The sequence below is a fragment of the Streptomyces sp. CC53 genome, from assembly GCF_001865245.1.
In the GTDB taxonomy this organism is placed as follows: domain Bacteria; phylum Actinomycetota; class Actinomycetes; order Streptomycetales; family Streptomycetaceae; genus Streptomyces.
In genome coordinates, this window is sequence record NZ_MKXB01000189.1 from 69473 (window position 1) to 84621 (window position 15149).

Consider the following 15149-nt stretch of genomic DNA (forward strand, 5'->3'; position numbering starts at 1 on the left):
CCCCGCCAGTGAGGGGCGTGCTCTGACTTGCTCCAGCTTGCGCCAACCTGCTCCAACTGTAGCGTCACGGAGAGTGAGCAGTTAGGGCCGGTTGGAGCAAGTTAGAACAAGTTAGTACATATATTCTCTCTCAGAGACACCGCGCCAACCACAGCGCCCCCGGCACGCAACGTAACCACAACTGAATACGGAGATCCCGGCCCATGACCCAAGGCCCTGTCGACACCGAGATCAAACTCGCCCGATGCCCCCGATGCGGCGGATACGTCTTCGCGTGCACCAGCTCCGGACTGAAAACCGCAGCGGACCCGGCGCCCGTCACCCGCGACGGCTACGTCACCGCCCTGGCCGCAGGACGCCGCCTCTTCGACCTCGTCACACAGGCTGGACGCCCCCACAAGCTCCTCACGCGCCCCCGAACAGCCCCAGCGCCCACCTTCGACCCCACAGGCGCCCAGACGCCCGTACACAGGCCCCTCGGGGGCGCCCTGCACGAACAGCGTCCCGTCCTGGCCGAGCACGGATGCGGCGCCCACGGCATGGACGCCACCCGGGTGGAGGAGATACCCGTGGGCCCTCCCCAAGCCCCTGTGACGCCTGGCGCGCACAGGGGTGGACCCCACCAGCCACCTGCCCACGCCTCCACGCCGACCTGGCCGCACCCGGCGGCATCATCGACCACCTCCCCGCCTCCTGCGGCACCTGCGAGCCGCCGCCGTTCTAGGGCGGTGGTCGACCTGGAGCTGCCCGCCGATCCGCTGCCGGTGTGCGGCGCCTGCCAGGCGGTGATCGGGCCGGGCGAGGCATTCACCGGCGTCCATCACGAAATATGGCAATGGGCTTTTCATGAGGAATGCAATGACAACTGAAGAAAGTACCCCCCTGGCTGTTCAGGTAACCAGCGAAGAGAACGGTGTATGTCTGGCACTGCTCACAGCTGCCGATATGGAACTCGTTCTGTCGGTGACCATAGCGCCCGAGCACGCTTACAGCATCGCCCAAAAACTGACGATGGCGGCTATTCGTGTCGAGGAGAGGGGAAAGCGTTGATTTGTGATGAGTGTCGTCACGAGGCGGACTCTGATTCCAGTACCCTGCCGTCGAATGCGTGCCCGGTGTGCCGATACGAATTCGGTGTGACGAAAACGGGGCGGGTGATCCAGCACGTAGATCCGCGAGACCCCGAGTATCGGAAATGCGCCGGTTCCGGCAAGGCGCCGCGTGGAAGGGGCCACGCCGCTTGCAAGGGGCACTGCCCCTGCCAGCACAAGCCGCGCCAATCGTGGAGAGGAGAGGGTCCTGGTGTCGATGCGTGAAATCGAGCGTAACGTCGCCGCCCTCAAAGACGGCTACGACGAGCGCATCGAATACAGAATCCGGGTCAACGGCGACTTTGAAGAGCGCGCCAATACCGTGCGCATGGCGGGGTTGCTGGAGCAGCTCCGGAAGGTCGCCATAGAGGGCGGCAGGTCGCCGGCGGGCCGTGCCGCGCGCCGGCCCCCGAACAAGCCGGGCAGCCAGCCGCCGGGACGCACAGACGGGCTCACCCTCCTGGACGAGATCACCGGGGAGGTCTACTACTGGGTCGACCGCGTCCTCATGGAGTCCGGCCGTGACCGCACCCTCGGCCTCAGTCCCATGCCCGCCCTGCTGGACGCCCTCGTCGCCGAAACCCGGCTCCTGGAAGACACACACCCCGCCCTGGTCGCCGACATCGCCGACGCCACCCGCACGTGGGTGCGGCGGGCGCGGCGCCTCCTCGGCCACGACGAGTCGTACGTGATGTTGGAGGAGAGGGTGTGTGGGGAGTGTGGTGGCGCTTTGGCGGTGGCCCGGGATGCTTCGACGGCGGTGCGGTGCGTCGGTAGCCCGGACGGCGGCGGTTGCGGTGCGCGGTATGAGCGGGATACGTGGCTGGGGCTTCTTGTTGGGGGTGGGGAGGCCGCGTGAAGTTGCTGACGACTGATGCGGCGGTTGCCGGCCTGACGCCGCCGGGGGCATCTCGGGCGGTTATGGCCTATTGGAGGCGGGCTATCTACAACGCGGCCGGACGTGGAGAGATCAGGAATTATGGGGGGTCTGGAAAGGGTGAGGCTCTCTGGGCGCCTGAGGAGATACTGGCCCTGCGGGAAAAACTTTCCCGTTAGGGCTTGACAAGCCCTGGTATGGATGTCCGATAATGTGGATCGTGCGGCACCCCCTACCCTGAAACAGGGTGCGAAAGGTCCGTCGCCAACAGAAGACCCCCCTCGCACGCACGAACAAGGCCCCCGGTCCTCATCGAGGTGAGGAAGCGGGGGCTTTTTGTGTTTGGTGTGGGGGGAGATGCCGCGTGGAGCGCAGGACTGCGACCGGGATGGGCCGCCGGTGCGAGTAGGCCCCCGTCCGCTGCGCTCCACGCAGGGTTACCCCGGCTTGAAGCGTGTCATTCCCACGGGGCGGGGAGACATTTGGGCCCGCCGTCCACGAGAATCTGATCCCGTGGAGCAAAGGTGCGTGATCATGACCGCCGCCAGCGCCGGACGCTCCACCAGGCGGTGGAAACGACTCTGCGTCGAACTACGCGCCACCTTGCCCCCGCTCTGCGGCATCTGCGGACAGATCATCGACCTCGACCTACCGCCGAGACACCCCCAGTCGTGGACGCTCGACCACATCATCCCCCGCTCCGTGCGGCCAGACCTCGCGGAGGACCCGGACAATCTTCGGCCAGCGCACTACGGGTGCAACAGCGCCCGGGGCGCCGCCGGGCATGAAAAAAGGCCGGGACACCTTCGGGTGTCCCGGCGATGGGGATGAATCACAGCCTTCCCTGGCGGTGCAGCGCCATGCGGCCCTCCAGCGTCCGCCTGAACGCCTCCTGCCGCGCCTGCCGCCTGTCCCTGCGGGCCGGTTCTGCTGCATCGGCTCCGTTGCGGGCACGGTGCGCCTCGCGCACCAGGGTGGCGGCCTCCTCCTCGGACAGGTACAGGAACTGCGTCTCCCTGGCTTTGCCGGCGCGGCACACCATGCCCCGGCCCGGCTCCTCCGGGGACGGCTGCGGCGGCCACACGTCGGTGAGCATCTTCCATGCCCGGTCGCTGTAGCGGATCAGGATGCGGGTCGAGAAGTTCTCCCGGATGTCGCCGCCTCCGAGGGCCGCTGCGGTCGCGTACTGCGCCACGGCCACGACATGCATCTTGGCGGCCCGGCCCATGAACATGATGTCCCCGAGCGCGTCGATGGCGTCGTACTTGTCGCGTGGCAGCTTTCGGCCGAGGGCCTGAAGCTGGCCCATCGTCGCGTTCATCTCTTCGAACACGACGATGATCCGCTCCCCTACCGGGGCTTCTTCGACGGGCCCGGGGAAGCTGTCGACGATCTCGTTGCGGCGGTGCACCTCCATGCCGAGCGCCACCAGGGCGTCCCCGATTTCAGGCAGGGTGGAGGCGTAGTCGGCGCCGGGCAGGTTCTTGGCCCATCGGTGGCTGTGCCGCTTCACGTCGAGGAAGGCGACCTTGTTGCCGGCGGCGAGGGCCTGGGCGGCGATGCTGCGGAGGATGACGGACTTGCCGCCTCCGCTGGCGGCGGAGATCAGTACGTGTGGGCTGTCGCTGTCCAGGTCGATGGCGACGGGTTCGCCTTCTCCGTCGATGCCGAGGAGGGGCGCGGATTCCAGGGCGTCGGCGATGAGCGGGCGGGCCTGGTGGTAGCCGAACAGTTCGGGGAAGCTGTTGGGGGCGGCGGGTGTGGCGAGGCCGGTGTAGGTGCTGGTGGTGGGTAGGTTGAGCATCGTCATTCCTCGGTGGGGTAGATCATGACCCCGTGATCGCTGGCGCGGCGCTTGCAGCGGGGGTCGTTGAAGACGGACAGGTCTTTCACGCACCTCGCCAGGTGGGCGGAGCATGAGGCTGATTGGGCTTCTCGGTAGCGGGCGTTGACCAGCCACCGGGCGCGGTTCTTGCAGTTGTGCGCGAAGCATGTGGGCGTGGTCAGCTCCAGTTGTCCCACCATGAGCGGATCTCTTCGGGGGACTCGTCGTACATGTCGGCCACCATCTCTTCGAACGTGGCGGTAGGCTTGACCAGCCGTGTGGCGACCATGCGGCGCATCAGCAGCAGCAAGTCCTGGTCCCGCTCAGGTGGGTCGCCCTCCTGGTGAAGCGCGTACAGCAGGTCGTCCTCCACCTCCGACATGAGCAGCTGGATTTCGCCGGGCGTGAACGTCTTCTTCATGATGATTCCCCTGTCTCGTCGATGATTCGGGTGCCTTCGTCCTTGACGTACGTTTCGTACGCCTCGCGGACGGCTTCTTCGTACGTGTCGGTGAGAAACGTGGATGCCCACGCCATGCCGTCCTCGTTGTCTTGGGCGTCCACGATGGAATCGATCGCCTCTTGGTCGTCTATGTCGACTTCCAGGGCATCTTCGAGCACGAGGTTGCCCCCGTGGTCCCAGCGTCCGAGCAGCAGAAAGGACATGGCCGTAGCTCCTTTCAGAATAGGATGACCGTCGCGGTGACTTCACCGCGACGGTCGGATGAGGACGGCGTAGTGTTTATGGCCGGGCGTGTTGTCGCCGCATTTCCATCCGCATTCTGTGCCAGGCATGAGCTTCTTTCCTTTTCTGAAGGGTGTTTGCGGGCATGGGGACGCCCGGCGAGGGAAGCGAGTCGAATGTGAGGGCGGGAGGCCATCACGGGTCGCGTGTCCCTGCCGGGCGTCAGTGCCCCGGTGCCGCTGTGACGCGGCTACGGCTCAACCGGGCCGGGGCTGTGGCTTCAGCCGGGGTATCGGGTACCGATGGTGCGGAGGACCGCTTCCCAGTCATCGCCATCGGGCCAGTGGCCGACTACTACGGACCCGTCTGAATACAGGTCCACGCCGACCAGTTGCATCCCGGGGTCGTCGTAGCGCTCGACCGCAAGGGTGGCGATGTCGTCTTCGGGGACCTCGATCACCGCCAGGGTCTGGTTAGCGTCCGTCTTGATCAAGAACTTCATGACTCTTGTCCGTTCATCTAGTCGACGTCACTCATGCTGCTCACGCCCGTTCATCGGTCGGGTCCCAGTGCCGGCGAGATCTTCCACGCGGACAACCCACGTGACAGCCTGGACGGTTGAGGGGAGTTCTTCGAGCCGCATGGCGGCTTCCCGGTAGCAGTGCGCGATGAGTGCGTAGCGGCTCTTCGCCGAGAGGCCGCGTTCACGGTTGCCGTAGGTTTCGCCTACGGCAATGTCGTGCGCGTGCCGGTCAACGCACACGGCCTCGGCATCCTCGGGGTCCAGGATGCAGCGGTAGAAGTTGCCGGTTTTGGCGTCCATCGGCAGAACTTCGGCGGGGTCGGTTCCGGCGAGGATTTTGGCGGCTTTGGCGAGCGCGTCGTGGACGTGCCCGTTGGGTTCGCCGTTCTCGAAGGTGGCGGCGGCGAGACGCTGGTTTTCGGGCCATGACTTGTTGGCGGACAGGGCGGCGATCACTCCGGCACCGGCCATCACGTTGCCTTCGCTGATCATGTCTGCGAGCTGGTGTGCGGTGCGGTACCAGGCGCGGCCCCGGGCGAGTTGGTCCGGGGTGGCCTTGCGCCATTCGTTGATGATGTTCTGGACGAACTGTTCCCGCTCTTCGGCGGTGAGCGTCTTCATATTGATCACGATACTCACCTCCGGGGGTGAAAGTCGGGCGGGTTGGTTGTTTGAGTGCCCGGTCACGCTGCGACGCGTGTACGGCTTGACCGCCGGGCCGGGATGTCTCACGGGTAGTTGTCGTAATGAGGATCGTCGGGTCCGTCGTGCTCTGCGTGAGCGGAGAGGATCTCGTCCGCAATCGCACCCTTCCCGAAGGCGCGGAAGAGTTCAGCGAGAGCATCGGCCTCGGCGCATTGCATGGTGCAGTCGTAGTCGTTGGGCAGAAACTGCGCGAGTTCCGCCCACGTGTCAACAAAGTTACGGGCGGCGGCGACGCGTGCGGCTGTTTCCTCCGCGTCGCGCCCCATGCCCTGGTCGTGGCAGTGCGCGCAGTACCCGTCTCCGGTGTAGTCGTCGCGTTCCTCGGGGGGTACGAAATCGTCGCTGCACCCCTTGCAGCGAAGCCAGCCATCAAACACGGCGGGTCACTCCCAGTCTCGTGCGTCAAGGATTATTTCTTCGGCGGTCACGATGAAGGCCCGGTCCGTGCCGACGAACCGGGCCTCGTAGATGCCGTCAACTACCTCGCTCCCCAAATCCACGGGTTCCCCGTTGTAGAGGAGTTCCGGCGGCGGGAACTCTGGCTCAGCCAACAGAAGATCGTCCTGGCAGTACGGGCAGTTCTCGTAATCCGGATGATCCTCGTGGTAGGCATCGTGCCAGCGATCAATCATGCATGTCATGTGCAGGGTGCTCCATCTCGTCATAAGCGGTTTCATCGTCCGCGTCCATCTCGGCTTCACAGGCAGGGCACCCGTAGAGCGTTCCGGGCCAGTGCGGATAGTCGACGTGTTCCGAATCGGTCATCACAGCCACTCGCTTTCACCGGTAGCGATGTTGAACACCGCCATTTCGCTCCGGGCGGTCGCCAGCGCATACGCGCTGCGTTCCGCCGGAACGTGGTCAACGACGTCCAGGTATGCGCGCCCGTTCTCAACCCACACTCCGAAGTAGCGCGCATTCGGGTGGGTACTCACGAAACCGGCCACGTCATCCGGGGTGATCCGGGAAACAGCCTTGACGAGCGTCCAGGACTGCCCACCGACCCAATATCCAGTTTCAGGGAGGGGTTGGCGGTAGCTGTCCACAGTGGCCCCGTCGCTACCGGTCCGAATGGCTCGGTACAGGGCGGCTGTGGTGGCAGGGGCATCGGTGAGGGTGTTAGTGGCCATGACGGATCGGGTCTTTCCGAGTGGGATGGATTGACGTGTTCAGCGGTCGAAAACGACGCGTGCGCCGTAGTCGTATGAGGTGAAGCTGCGACCCTCGCCGTTGCCTCGCGTAGGCGCGTCCCAACGGCACACTTCCTGCCCGCTGCCGTCCTCATGGAGGCACGCGGGAATGGGCGCCGGAGAGAAGTCGTGCACGCTGGCAACACCGAACAGCGCAACGGCGCTTGCTGCTGCGGCGACAAGGATTCTGCGCATGACGGACCACGCTTTCCGGGTGGGATGACTCTGTGAGGGTGGGAATGTGTTGCAGAGTCCGCTACGTAGCTCCGTTGGCCGGAGTCTGCGGATTGGTTACCGCCGGGTTATCCGAGTAGTCCCGAACGCGCTAGGCGCCTTGCTCAAGCGCCGTTATATGGCTTCCCTGCAACCCCCGGTGCTCCACACCTAGGGGACGCTCACACCATCAGTCCCCACGGTCCGAATCGAACGGACACCCCGTTTCCGAGAAACCGGGCGGGATCCTTTCGTGGGGGCGCTTTACACAAGGTGCGCGTCCTTTTCCCCTTCACCGGCCAGCTTTCCTAGTTCATGGAACGTCTGGGGCGACTGCCAGGGTCGCCGCTTGCCTCACCGGGTGGGGAAACTCTATAGAGGTGTCAAGCTAGGTGGGGTCCCTATAAGCGACGCGCCCGGTATGTCGGGGTCCTTCTACAGGGATTCTCATGTGGTAGGTACTCTGCCCCTCTGGGGTTTTCCCTTATGCTTCTATTGTACCCACCACACCCCTTATCACAACCCTTTCCCGAAGAAATCCACTGAACATTCCTAGATTCTTCTACTCATTAGTAAGAACTCAATCACAACAACATCAACTCTCATTCATTCAACTTCAATGATCACATTCACTACTGAATGATCAATTCATTCCCAACACCTCATCCATCCCAACATCACTAACCATCCTCACCACCATTACCCCTCCATACCCCACCCTCATCCATCCCTTGCCCACCCACCCCTATCCCATAGGATGCAAGCCCTACGATGCACCGCATCGCCACTAAGAGCATTCAGCACAGCAACAGCTTTCCGCTTTCGAATCAACTTTCACATTGAACACTTTCAACTCTTCGAAAGTCGCAAAGCTGATCAAGTCAACCGACGCTATGCATCCCACCTTCACATGAGCGCATCAACCCCCTCGCTTGGCCACCACTCAGGTAGTCCCTGCTGTACCCCAGTGGCCGTACCCCGCACTGCGGTACGCCCGGCATACACGGTGATAAGGCGTGCTACACGGTCCCCCATATCGGAGATATCCGCTCCGACGTAGCCCGACCCCCACGAACAAGGGACCAATCCGCACAACCGAGTTCGGATCGCCTCGCATCCGCCCCCACCACAAGTCAGGTAGCCACGACTCAGGTTGCCTTATCGCTGCGTGCGGATAGGCGCGTTCGCAGGTAGACCGGTTAGTTCCTTGCCCCCTAGGCCGGTGAGCGCATATCCATGCACCCGGTCGCTTCACAGGTATGCACGCGATATGCAGGCGAGCCCCCCGGGGGGTGGGGGTCCCGCCTTATTCACGCGCGCGCGGCTGACCCCGCCGTCGGCCGTTTTCTCTCTCTAGTGGAGATTTCCGTTTGCTACCAGCAAGTAGCAATGGCTTGACCTGCGGCTTTGCCGTGCGCTCGGGCAGCCGGGGCAAGGGTGTCCTATGTGCCCATTAGGGGCGCCCAAAGTCGGCGTTCCGCCAGCCGGCTCGGGGTGGCGGCCGTTCGGTCGTCATGCATAAAGCTCTGCATACCTTTCCAGATTCGAGTGGGCAGGTATGTGCAGTTCTGGAAACTCATGCGTTCGGGGTGCTGCTCATGAATTCTCGAACCGTCGAGGCGCATAAGCGTGTGAAGGTCAGGAAGAGGCAGAAGGCGTCTGGAAGACTCAGGATTCTCGTTCAGAATTCTCGAACCGGCGAGCGGCATGAACTCCAGGTGCCTCTGGCGTCTTCGAATAGCTGGCGCATCTCGGATTACGGACTTGAAAGCATCCTGGCCGCCGGCGCACGTTACTGGTCGCACGGGTGGGATATCGGGGAGATGCAAATCGTGTCGGTCGAGCGCGTCATAGAGGGCGCTGTTCCCGACGAGTAAGGCCGCGGGGTAGTTCAGCTCGGTAGAACGCCAGGGTCATGACCTGGATGCCGCCGGTTCAAATCCGGCCCCCGCTAGACCTCAAGGAGGGGAGTGCGCCGATGGCCGAATCGAATTTCCGTGAGGCCGTTCAGTCCGGTGATCGGCGCACAGAGCTCGAAGCGATCCGGGACTTCCTGGTCAACGAGCTGGAGGGCAACCGCTGCAAGACGTGCCTGGCTTCGAAGCTCCGGACGGGTGACACCGCGGCCCTGGTGCTGCGGCTGATGAAGGTGCTCGAAGAGCTGGCAGGTCTCCCGGCAGGTGATGCGGAGGTGTCGATCCTCGATGAGCTCCGAGCCCGCCGCGATAGGCAAGCAGACGCCCCGGATTCTCCACGTCCCCTCGGTTCCAAGAACGCGCAGCGCCGGCAAGGAGGCCGTCGAGCTGGCGGCCAGCGCCGGCCTGATTCTGGATCCGTGGCAGGCGCTGGTTCTTGAGCACGCCCTCGCGTTCCGCCCGGACGGCAGATGGGTCGCCAGGGAGGTCGGCGTCTGCGTAAGCCGACAGAACGGCAAGGGGTCGATCATCGAGGCCCTGGAGCTGTGGGGTCTCTTCGTCAACGAAGAGACGATCATGCACACGGCTCACGTGTTCAAGACCGCTGCCGAGGGCTTTCGCCGCGTCGAGGGCTTGATCCTCGGCACTCCCGAGCTCAAGGCGGAAGTCACCCGCATCGTGCGCGGCCACGGTGAGGAGTGCATCGAGCTGCGGTCCGGAGCGCGACTCCTCTTCGGTACCAGGAACGCCGGCAGCGCCCGCGGTCTCACCCTGGACCGGATCATCTGCGACGAGGCCATGTACCTCACCGAGGACCAGACCGCTGCGCTGGCGCCGACGGTCATGGCGGTCCCCAATCCGCAGATCTGGTACCTCGGCAGCGCCGGCACCAAGGTGTCCACGCAGTTTGGCCGCGTTCGCCGCCGGGCCCTGAAGGGCGACGACCCGAGTCTGGTCTATGCGGAGTGGTCGATCGACGGCTGCGACGACTTCTGCCTACCCGATTGCGAGGAACATGATCCGCACGACGCCGTGGAGTCGTATGCCAAGGCCAACCCCGGACTGGGTGTGCGTATATCGGTGGAGCAGGTTGAGTCGCTGCGGCGCTCGATGGGCCCGACGGTATTCGCGCGGGAGATTCTGAGCGTCGGCGATTGGCCGACCGACGCCGATGACGAGTGGCGCATCATCGGTCGCGAGCACTGGATGGCGCGGACGGACGAGAACTCCGTTCTAGAAGACCCCTTCGTCCTTGGCGTAGACACCGCCCCCGACGGCTCGTACTCGTGCATCGTCGCGGCTGGCCGGAACGAAGAGGGCCAGCCGCATGTCGAGATCACCGGCGCTTCTTTGACGGATCCCCAGGCCGTGGACCACAGGCCCGATATTCGTTGGGTCGTCCCACGTGTCTTGGCGATCTGGAAGGCGAACAAGCCGAAGGCCGTGGTCATCGACAAGGCCGGTCAGGCGGGGGCGTTTATCGAGCCCCTGGAGGCCGCTGGCGTCAAGGTGATTTCTCCGTTGACGCGCGAGTACGCGCAGGCATGCGGCGAGTTCTATTCGGCTGTCGTCCCGCGAGCGGGTAAGGAGCCGGACCTCGCGCACCTGGATCAGCCGCCCCTGACGAACGCGGTCGCTGGCGCCGAGAAGCGGGATCTCCACGACTCCTGGGCGTGGTCGAAGCGCAACTCCGCCACTGACATCACCCCCCTGGTCGCCGCGACGCTCGCGCTCTGGGGCGTCAAGAAATGCGGCTTGAAGAAGCGGGCACGAGCGAAGGCCATCTGGAGGTGAGCGCCGTGGGAAAGATCGCGCGAGCTCTGCTCACCGGCCTCGCAGCCGTTCTGTACGCCGTCGGCTACGCCTCCCGGAAGGTGCGCAACGCACCCGCCTGGATCGCTGCCGCGTTCCGTCTCGGTTGGGAGGACGCGGCATGAGTCTTCTCGACAGGGTCAAGGGCATACAGTCTCAGGGGCGGAAGGCGTGGTCCGAGCCCCCGTTCTGGTCGCTGGATCGGCTGCACTTCGTTGACGCCAATTTTGGCAACAAGGAAGTCATTGAGAACGACTTCGTCGGCTACATTCAGGGTGCTTTCAAGCGGAACGGCGCGGTCTTCGCCTGCATGTCTGCCCGGCAGATGGTGTTCGCTGAGGCCCGCTTCCTGTGGAGGCGGTTCAGCAACGGCCGGCCGGGCGATCTGTTCTTCTCGCAGGAGCTCACGCTGCTGGAGAACCCCTGGCCGGGCGGCACGACCAGCGACCTGCTGGCCAGGATGCTCCAGGACGCGGATCTCGCCGGCAACGCCTTCCTCACTACGGTCGACGACCGCGGTCGGTACGGCCTGGCCTCCGAGGGCGGCCCCGGCCGGCGCATCGTGCGGATGCGCCCGGACTACGTCGAGCTCATCCTCGGCTCCCGCAGTGGTGATCTTCGAGCGCTCGACACGAAGGTCATCCTCTACCGCTACAAGCCGCCGGGCCAGGACAGCACGGCCGTGGATCTGCTGCCTGAAGAGGTAGCCCACTTCTCCCCGATACCCGACCCCGAAGTCCGCTTCCGCGGCATGAGCTGGCTCACGCCAGTGATTCGTGAGATCCAGGCGGACTCTGCTGCGACGACGCACAAGAAGAACTTCTTCGAGAACGCCGCGGTGCCGAACCTGGCGGTCAAGTTCGATCGGGAGACCGAAGAGGACGAGGCCGAGGAGTTCATAGAGACCTTCAATCAGGAGCACCGGGGCGCGCTCAACGCGTACAAGACCCTGTTCCTGATGGGCGGTGCCGATGTTACGCCGCTGACGGCGGACTTTCGGCAGTTGGAGTTCAGCCGCACGGTGGGTAAGGGCGAGTCGCGGATCGCTGCCGCGGCCGGCGTGCCGCCATCGTGGGTCGGGTTCTCGGAGGGCATGCAGGGTTCGGCTCTCAACGCGGGCAACTTCGCTGCGGCCAGGCGACGCTACGCGGATGCCACGATCCGGCCGCTGTGGGAGATGGTGGCGCCGGTTCTTCAGCGGCTGCTCAAGGCGCCGGCTGGCGCGTCGTTGTGGTACGACGACCGGGACATCTCCTTCCTGCGCGAGGACAGCAAGGACCGCGCAGAGATCTTCCGTACTGACGTGGCCTCGATCGCGTCCGGGATTATGGCGGGTTTTCAGACCGATGCGATGGTCAAGGCGGCGCGTGATCACGACGTGTCGGAGCTGCTGGGTCAGCACACCGGTCTGGTGTCCGTGCAGATGCAGTCGACGGGCGTCCCGGACGAAGAGGTGGACAAGGCTCGCGTTGCCGCGGAGCTCATGGCGGCCCAGGCCGATGTCATCGTCACGCTCGCCTGGCCGAAGGGGCCGTTCACCGAGGAGTCGGCTATCGCCGCCGTTCAGGCCGGCGATCTGAGTCTTCTCGTGGTGTCCGACAGGCCGCATCCGTCTGCGGCTCCGCCTGGTCCGCCGCCGTCCGACGACGGCGACGAGGTCGAGGCCGAGGACGACGAAGAAGAGCAAGAAGATCAACGTGAGTGACCCGCGCTCCAGCCTGACACCAACGACGAGCCGGGAGGCGGTCAGTCATGCACAAGAAGGCGCTCCGGCGCGTTGAGATCAAGAATGCCGACAGGGGTGAGATCGCGGCCGTGTTCTCGACGTTCGACGTCGTCGACCACGACGGGGACGTGACACGGCGGTCGGCATTCCAGGATGGGGCTCCGGTCCTCATCTCGGCGTTCAATCACGCCAGTTGGGAAGGCGCGCTCCCGGTCGGCAAGGGCGTGATCCGAGTCACCGAGAAGGAAGCCGTCCTGGATGGTCAGTTCTTCATGAACACCACCCACGGGCGGGACACCTTCGAGACGGTCAAGGAGGCCGGGGAGCTTCAGGAGTTCTCCTACGGCTTCACGATCACGGATTCGGAGCCTGGCGAGGTCGAGGGCAAGAGCGTCCGCGTCATCAAGGGCGTCAAGGTGACCGAGGTGTCGCCGGTCCTCATGGGCGCTGGTATCGGGACCCGCACTCTGGCCCTGAAGGGCCACAAGCAGGACGGAAGCCTGATGGACGACGACGAGAAGAGCGCCGTGATCCCCGCCATCAGGCGCGCGATCCCGGCACACGAGACCGAGACCGTAACCCGCTCCTGGAACTCGGCGGCCACGACGAAGGCCCTGCCGGAGCAGGCCCGCCCGTCGGAGCTGCGGACGGTGTACGCCTGGGTCGACCCGGACGGGGACCCGGAGATGAAGTCCAGCTACCAGTTTCCGCACCACCACGGCGTGGGCGGGCCGGCCAACCTGCGCGCGTGCCTCCAGGGCATCGCGACGCTCAACGGCGCCAGCGGCGACCTCGGCATTCCCGAGGAAGACCGCGAAGCCGTGTACAAGCATCTGTCGGCGCATCTGCTCGACGCCGACAGGGAACCGCCCAAGCTGCGTACAGCTGAGGGCGCCAAGGGCAGGAAGAGGTTCAACGACGAGGCCATCGAGGTGATGGCCGGCGTCGCACACCTCATTGATCGCGCAACGGAAGTCGTGGCTCTCCGGGCGCAGAAGGGCCGGGGCATGTCTCCCGCCACCGCCGACCTCTTGTCGTGGCTTGAGGGCGATCTGGTGCGGCTGAAGTCCCTGCTGGAAACCCCCGTGGACGAGGACAAGCCGGATGAGCCGAGCGATGACGATATCGCTTCGACGGTCCTGGCGGCCCTCGCGCGGGTGAACGGACTGTAGGCGAATCGTTCCGCCTTCTCACAACTGAATATGGAGTGCCACGACGATGTACAACGACGATCGGGTTGCCGAGTTTCCTGCGCTGAAGGACGCGCAGTCCAAGCTCGACGCCAAGCGGAAGTCGCTGGCCGACGTCCTCTCCGAGGCCGGCCCCGAATACGATATGTCGAAGGTCAAGTCTCTGGCCGGCGACACCCACGCCAAGGTCGCCGAGATCGGCAAGATGAACGCCGAGATCGACGAGTGCAAGAAGAAGGTCGACGAGCTGCTGGTCGTCGCGCGCGCCGCTGCGGCAGCGAAGAAGGACGAGGTCGGCTCCGAGTCCGGAGACGGCGCCCGCGAGGAGGGCAGCCGCGAGCGCAAGGACGGTAGCCCGTTCAACCTGGGCGACACCTTCACGAAGTCGAAGGCGTTCAAGGAGTACCACCGTGGCACCAGCCCGGTCGCCAGCCTGGACGTCACCCTCAAGACGCTCTTCCAGACGACCGCCGGTTGGGACTCGGAAGACCTGCGCACCGGCCGTGTCGAGCTGACGCCGACCCGACCCGCCCCGCATGTCGTCCAGTTCCTCCCCCAGACCACGACCTCGATGTCGAACGTCGTGTACATGGAGGAGACGACCTTCACGAATGCCGCGGCGGAGATCGCTGAGGGTGGCACGTACCCCGAGGCGGCACTCGCCCTCACCGAGCGGCAGGAGCCGGTCCGCAAGGTCGCCGTCTTCCTCCCGGTCACGGACGAGCAGTTCGAGGACGAGCCGCGTGCCCGCGACTACGTCAACAACCGCCTGCCCTTCATGATCCGCCAGCGCCTGGACTCCCAGGTCCTGGTCGGCAACGGCACCGCCCCGAACCTCCGGGGCACCGAGAACGTCACCGGTATCCAGACGCAGGCCCTCGGCGCGGACTCGATCCCGGACGCCATCTACAAGGCGGCCCGGAAGATCCGCGACGACGGCTTCGCGGAGCCGAGCGTGGTGTTCATCCGGCCGTCGAAGTGGGAGTCGGTGCGGCTCCTGAAGACCGCGGACGGCGTCTACATCTGGGGTCACCCGTCGATGCCGGGCCCGTTCACGATCTGGGGCATCCCGGTCGTGGAGACGACCGCGGTCACGGAGACCAAGGCAGTTCTCGGCGACTACGCCAACTTCTCCGAGCTGGCGATGCGCCGCGGCATGGACGTCCAGGTGTCCAACTCGCACAGCACCTTCTTCGCTGAGGGCAAGCTCGCGATCCGTGCCGACATCCGGGCGGCCATGATCCATTACCGCCCGAAGGCTTTTGCCGAGGTGACCGGGCTCTAGATCATCTTCCAGCTGGGGGTTCGCCAAGCGAGGCGACGTAAGGGCGACAGGTCGTCCCTGTACCGCCCCCTCCCTCTCGGGCCAAGTACGCGGCTCGTGAAGCCTTTTGAG

General features: G+C 64.8%; 19 protein-coding genes and 1 tRNA gene. 11 read left to right on the forward strand and 9 right to left on the reverse strand.

The genetic code is table 11. The features are described 5' to 3' along the window. The first annotated feature begins 728 nt into the window (after positions 1 to 728). The 4 genes from BJP40_RS34585 (at position 729) to BJP40_RS36400 (ending at position 2799) form a co-directional block, all read left to right on the forward strand. Positions 729 to 869, forward strand: a complete 141-nt coding sequence (locus BJP40_RS34585; RefSeq protein ID WP_177204470.1) for a hypothetical protein — start codon at positions 729 to 731, stop codon at positions 867 to 869. Next, complete coding sequence (locus tag BJP40_RS33735) at positions 859 to 1050, forward strand: hypothetical protein (protein WP_143066005.1); 192 nt, start codon at positions 859 to 861, stop codon at positions 1048 to 1050. The genes BJP40_RS34585 and BJP40_RS33735 overlap by 11 nt, the downstream gene beginning before the upstream one ends. Positions 1051 to 1302: 252 nt before the next feature. Beyond that, complete coding sequence (locus tag BJP40_RS23860) at positions 1303 to 1950, forward strand: hypothetical protein (protein WP_071282244.1); 648 nt, start codon at positions 1303 to 1305, stop codon at positions 1948 to 1950. 552 nt (positions 1951 to 2502) lie between these two features. Continuing rightward, positions 2503 to 2799 carry an HNH endonuclease gene (locus BJP40_RS36400; protein WP_079171426.1) on the forward strand — a complete coding sequence of 99 codons (297 nt, stop codon included), beginning with the start codon at positions 2503 to 2505 and terminating at the stop codon, positions 2797 to 2799. A gap of 1 nt (position 2800) precedes the next feature. On the opposite strand, the gene BJP40_RS23865 is transcribed toward BJP40_RS36400, so the two are convergent. The 9 genes from BJP40_RS23865 to BJP40_RS23900 form a co-directional block, all read right to left on the reverse strand. Continuing rightward, the gene (locus tag BJP40_RS23865) at positions 2801 to 3772 is read right to left on the reverse strand and encodes a hypothetical protein (protein ID WP_071282245.1); all 972 of its coding nucleotides are present in this window, start codon (positions 3770 to 3772) and stop codon (positions 2801 to 2803) included. A gap of 2 nt (positions 3773 to 3774) precedes the next feature. Next, entirely contained in the window at positions 3775 to 3993 is a 219-nt protein-coding gene (locus BJP40_RS33740; RefSeq protein WP_143066006.1) for a hypothetical protein, read from the reverse strand. Next, complete coding sequence (locus BJP40_RS23870) at positions 3972 to 4214, reverse strand: hypothetical protein (protein WP_071282247.1); 243 nt, start codon at positions 4212 to 4214, stop codon at positions 3972 to 3974. Before BJP40_RS23870 ends, BJP40_RS33740 begins: the two co-directional genes overlap by 22 nt. Further along, positions 4211 to 4459 carry a hypothetical protein gene (locus BJP40_RS23875; RefSeq protein ID WP_071282249.1) on the reverse strand — a complete coding sequence of 83 codons (249 nt, stop codon included), beginning with the start codon at positions 4457 to 4459 and terminating at the stop codon, positions 4211 to 4213. The genes BJP40_RS23870 and BJP40_RS23875 overlap by 4 nt, the downstream gene beginning before the upstream one ends. A gap of 299 nt (positions 4460 to 4758) precedes the next feature. Beyond that, on the reverse strand, positions 4759 to 4980 hold the full coding sequence (locus tag BJP40_RS23880) for a hypothetical protein (RefSeq protein ID WP_071282250.1): 222 nt from the start codon (positions 4978 to 4980) through the stop codon (positions 4759 to 4761). Between the two features lie 27 nt (positions 4981 to 5007). Next, on the reverse strand, positions 5008 to 5622 hold the full coding sequence (locus tag BJP40_RS35900) for a hypothetical protein (RefSeq protein ID WP_256220816.1): 615 nt from the start codon (positions 5620 to 5622) through the stop codon (positions 5008 to 5010). A 107-nt stretch (positions 5623 to 5729) separates the two neighbouring features. After that, positions 5730 to 6083, reverse strand: a complete 354-nt coding sequence (locus tag BJP40_RS23890; protein WP_071282252.1) for a hypothetical protein — start codon at positions 6081 to 6083, stop codon at positions 5730 to 5732. A 6-nt stretch (positions 6084 to 6089) separates the two neighbouring features. After that, the gene (locus BJP40_RS23895; RefSeq protein WP_143066007.1) at positions 6090 to 6338 is read right to left on the reverse strand and encodes a hypothetical protein; all 249 of its coding nucleotides are present in this window, start codon (positions 6336 to 6338) and stop codon (positions 6090 to 6092) included. 132 nt (positions 6339 to 6470) lie between these two features. Beyond that, positions 6471 to 6836, reverse strand: a complete 366-nt coding sequence (locus BJP40_RS23900; protein ID WP_071282256.1) for a hypothetical protein — start codon at positions 6834 to 6836, stop codon at positions 6471 to 6473. A gap of 1871 nt (positions 6837 to 8707) precedes the next feature. Here BJP40_RS23900 and BJP40_RS33745 point away from each other — a divergent pair. From BJP40_RS33745 to BJP40_RS23925, 7 genes are all read left to right on the forward strand, one after another. Then, on the forward strand, positions 8708 to 8986 hold the full coding sequence (locus tag BJP40_RS33745) for a hypothetical protein (protein ID WP_218153234.1): 279 nt from the start codon (positions 8708 to 8710) through the stop codon (positions 8984 to 8986). Positions 8987 to 8989: 3 nt separating this feature from the next. Continuing rightward, positions 8990 to 9063 (forward strand) — tRNA-Met (locus tag BJP40_RS23905). A 250-nt stretch (positions 9064 to 9313) separates the two neighbouring features. Then, entirely contained in the window at positions 9314 to 10819 is a 1506-nt protein-coding gene (locus tag BJP40_RS34590) for a hypothetical protein (RefSeq protein WP_071282258.1), read from the forward strand. A gap of 5 nt (positions 10820 to 10824) precedes the next feature. Further along, positions 10825 to 10962: a hypothetical protein gene (locus tag BJP40_RS34595; RefSeq protein ID WP_177204471.1), complete on the forward strand. Its 138-nt coding sequence runs from the start codon at positions 10825 to 10827 to the stop codon at positions 10960 to 10962. Next, positions 10959 to 12542, forward strand: coding sequence for a phage portal protein (locus tag BJP40_RS23915; RefSeq protein ID WP_071282260.1), 1584 nt, complete (start codon positions 10959 to 10961; stop codon positions 12540 to 12542). The genes BJP40_RS34595 and BJP40_RS23915 overlap by 4 nt, the downstream gene beginning before the upstream one ends. A 47-nt stretch (positions 12543 to 12589) precedes the next feature. Beyond that, positions 12590 to 13735, forward strand: a complete 1146-nt coding sequence (locus tag BJP40_RS23920) for an HK97 family phage prohead protease (protein WP_071282261.1) — start codon at positions 12590 to 12592, stop codon at positions 13733 to 13735. A 46-nt stretch (positions 13736 to 13781) separates the two neighbouring features. Beyond that, positions 13782 to 15038: a phage major capsid protein gene (locus BJP40_RS23925; protein ID WP_071282262.1), complete on the forward strand. Its 1257-nt coding sequence runs from the start codon at positions 13782 to 13784 to the stop codon at positions 15036 to 15038. Positions 15039 to 15149 lie beyond the last annotated feature (111 nt).

Excerpts from the sequence above, each read along its gene's own strand:
- BJP40_RS33735 (WP_143066005.1), top strand. The coding sequence starts at position 859 with ATGACAACTGAAGAAAGTACCCCCCTGGCTGTTCAGGTAACCAGCGAA.
- BJP40_RS36400 (WP_079171426.1), top strand. The coding sequence starts at position 2,503 with ATGACCGCCGCCAGCGCCGGACGCTCCACCAGGCGGTGGAAACGACTC.
- BJP40_RS23865 (WP_071282245.1), bottom strand. The coding sequence starts at position 3,772 with ATGCTCAACCTACCCACCACCAGCACCTACACCGGCCTCGCCACACCC.
- BJP40_RS33740 (WP_143066006.1), bottom strand. The coding sequence starts at position 3,993 with ATGGTGGGACAACTGGAGCTGACCACGCCCACATGCTTCGCGCACAAC.
- BJP40_RS23870 (WP_071282247.1), bottom strand. The coding sequence starts at position 4,214 with ATGAAGAAGACGTTCACGCCCGGCGAAATCCAGCTGCTCATGTCGGAG.
- BJP40_RS23875 (WP_071282249.1), bottom strand. The coding sequence starts at position 4,459 with ATGTCCTTTCTGCTGCTCGGACGCTGGGACCACGGGGGCAACCTCGTG.
- BJP40_RS23880 (WP_071282250.1), bottom strand. The coding sequence starts at position 4,980 with ATGAAGTTCTTGATCAAGACGGACGCTAACCAGACCCTGGCGGTGATC.
- BJP40_RS35900 (WP_256220816.1), bottom strand. The coding sequence starts at position 5,622 with ATGAAGACGCTCACCGCCGAAGAGCGGGAACAGTTCGTCCAGAACATC.
- BJP40_RS23895 (WP_143066007.1), bottom strand. The coding sequence starts at position 6,338 with ATGATTGATCGCTGGCACGATGCCTACCACGAGGATCATCCGGATTAC.
- BJP40_RS23900 (WP_071282256.1), bottom strand. The coding sequence starts at position 6,836 with ATGGCCACTAACACCCTCACCGATGCCCCTGCCACCACAGCCGCCCTG.
- BJP40_RS33745 (WP_218153234.1), top strand. The coding sequence starts at position 8,708 with ATGAATTCTCGAACCGTCGAGGCGCATAAGCGTGTGAAGGTCAGGAAG.
- BJP40_RS34590 (WP_071282258.1), top strand. The coding sequence starts at position 9,314 with ATGAGCTCCGAGCCCGCCGCGATAGGCAAGCAGACGCCCCGGATTCTC.
- BJP40_RS23915 (WP_071282260.1), top strand. The coding sequence starts at position 10,959 with ATGAGTCTTCTCGACAGGGTCAAGGGCATACAGTCTCAGGGGCGGAAG.
- BJP40_RS23920 (WP_071282261.1), top strand. The coding sequence starts at position 12,590 with ATGCACAAGAAGGCGCTCCGGCGCGTTGAGATCAAGAATGCCGACAGG.
- BJP40_RS23925 (WP_071282262.1), top strand. The coding sequence starts at position 13,782 with ATGTACAACGACGATCGGGTTGCCGAGTTTCCTGCGCTGAAGGACGCG.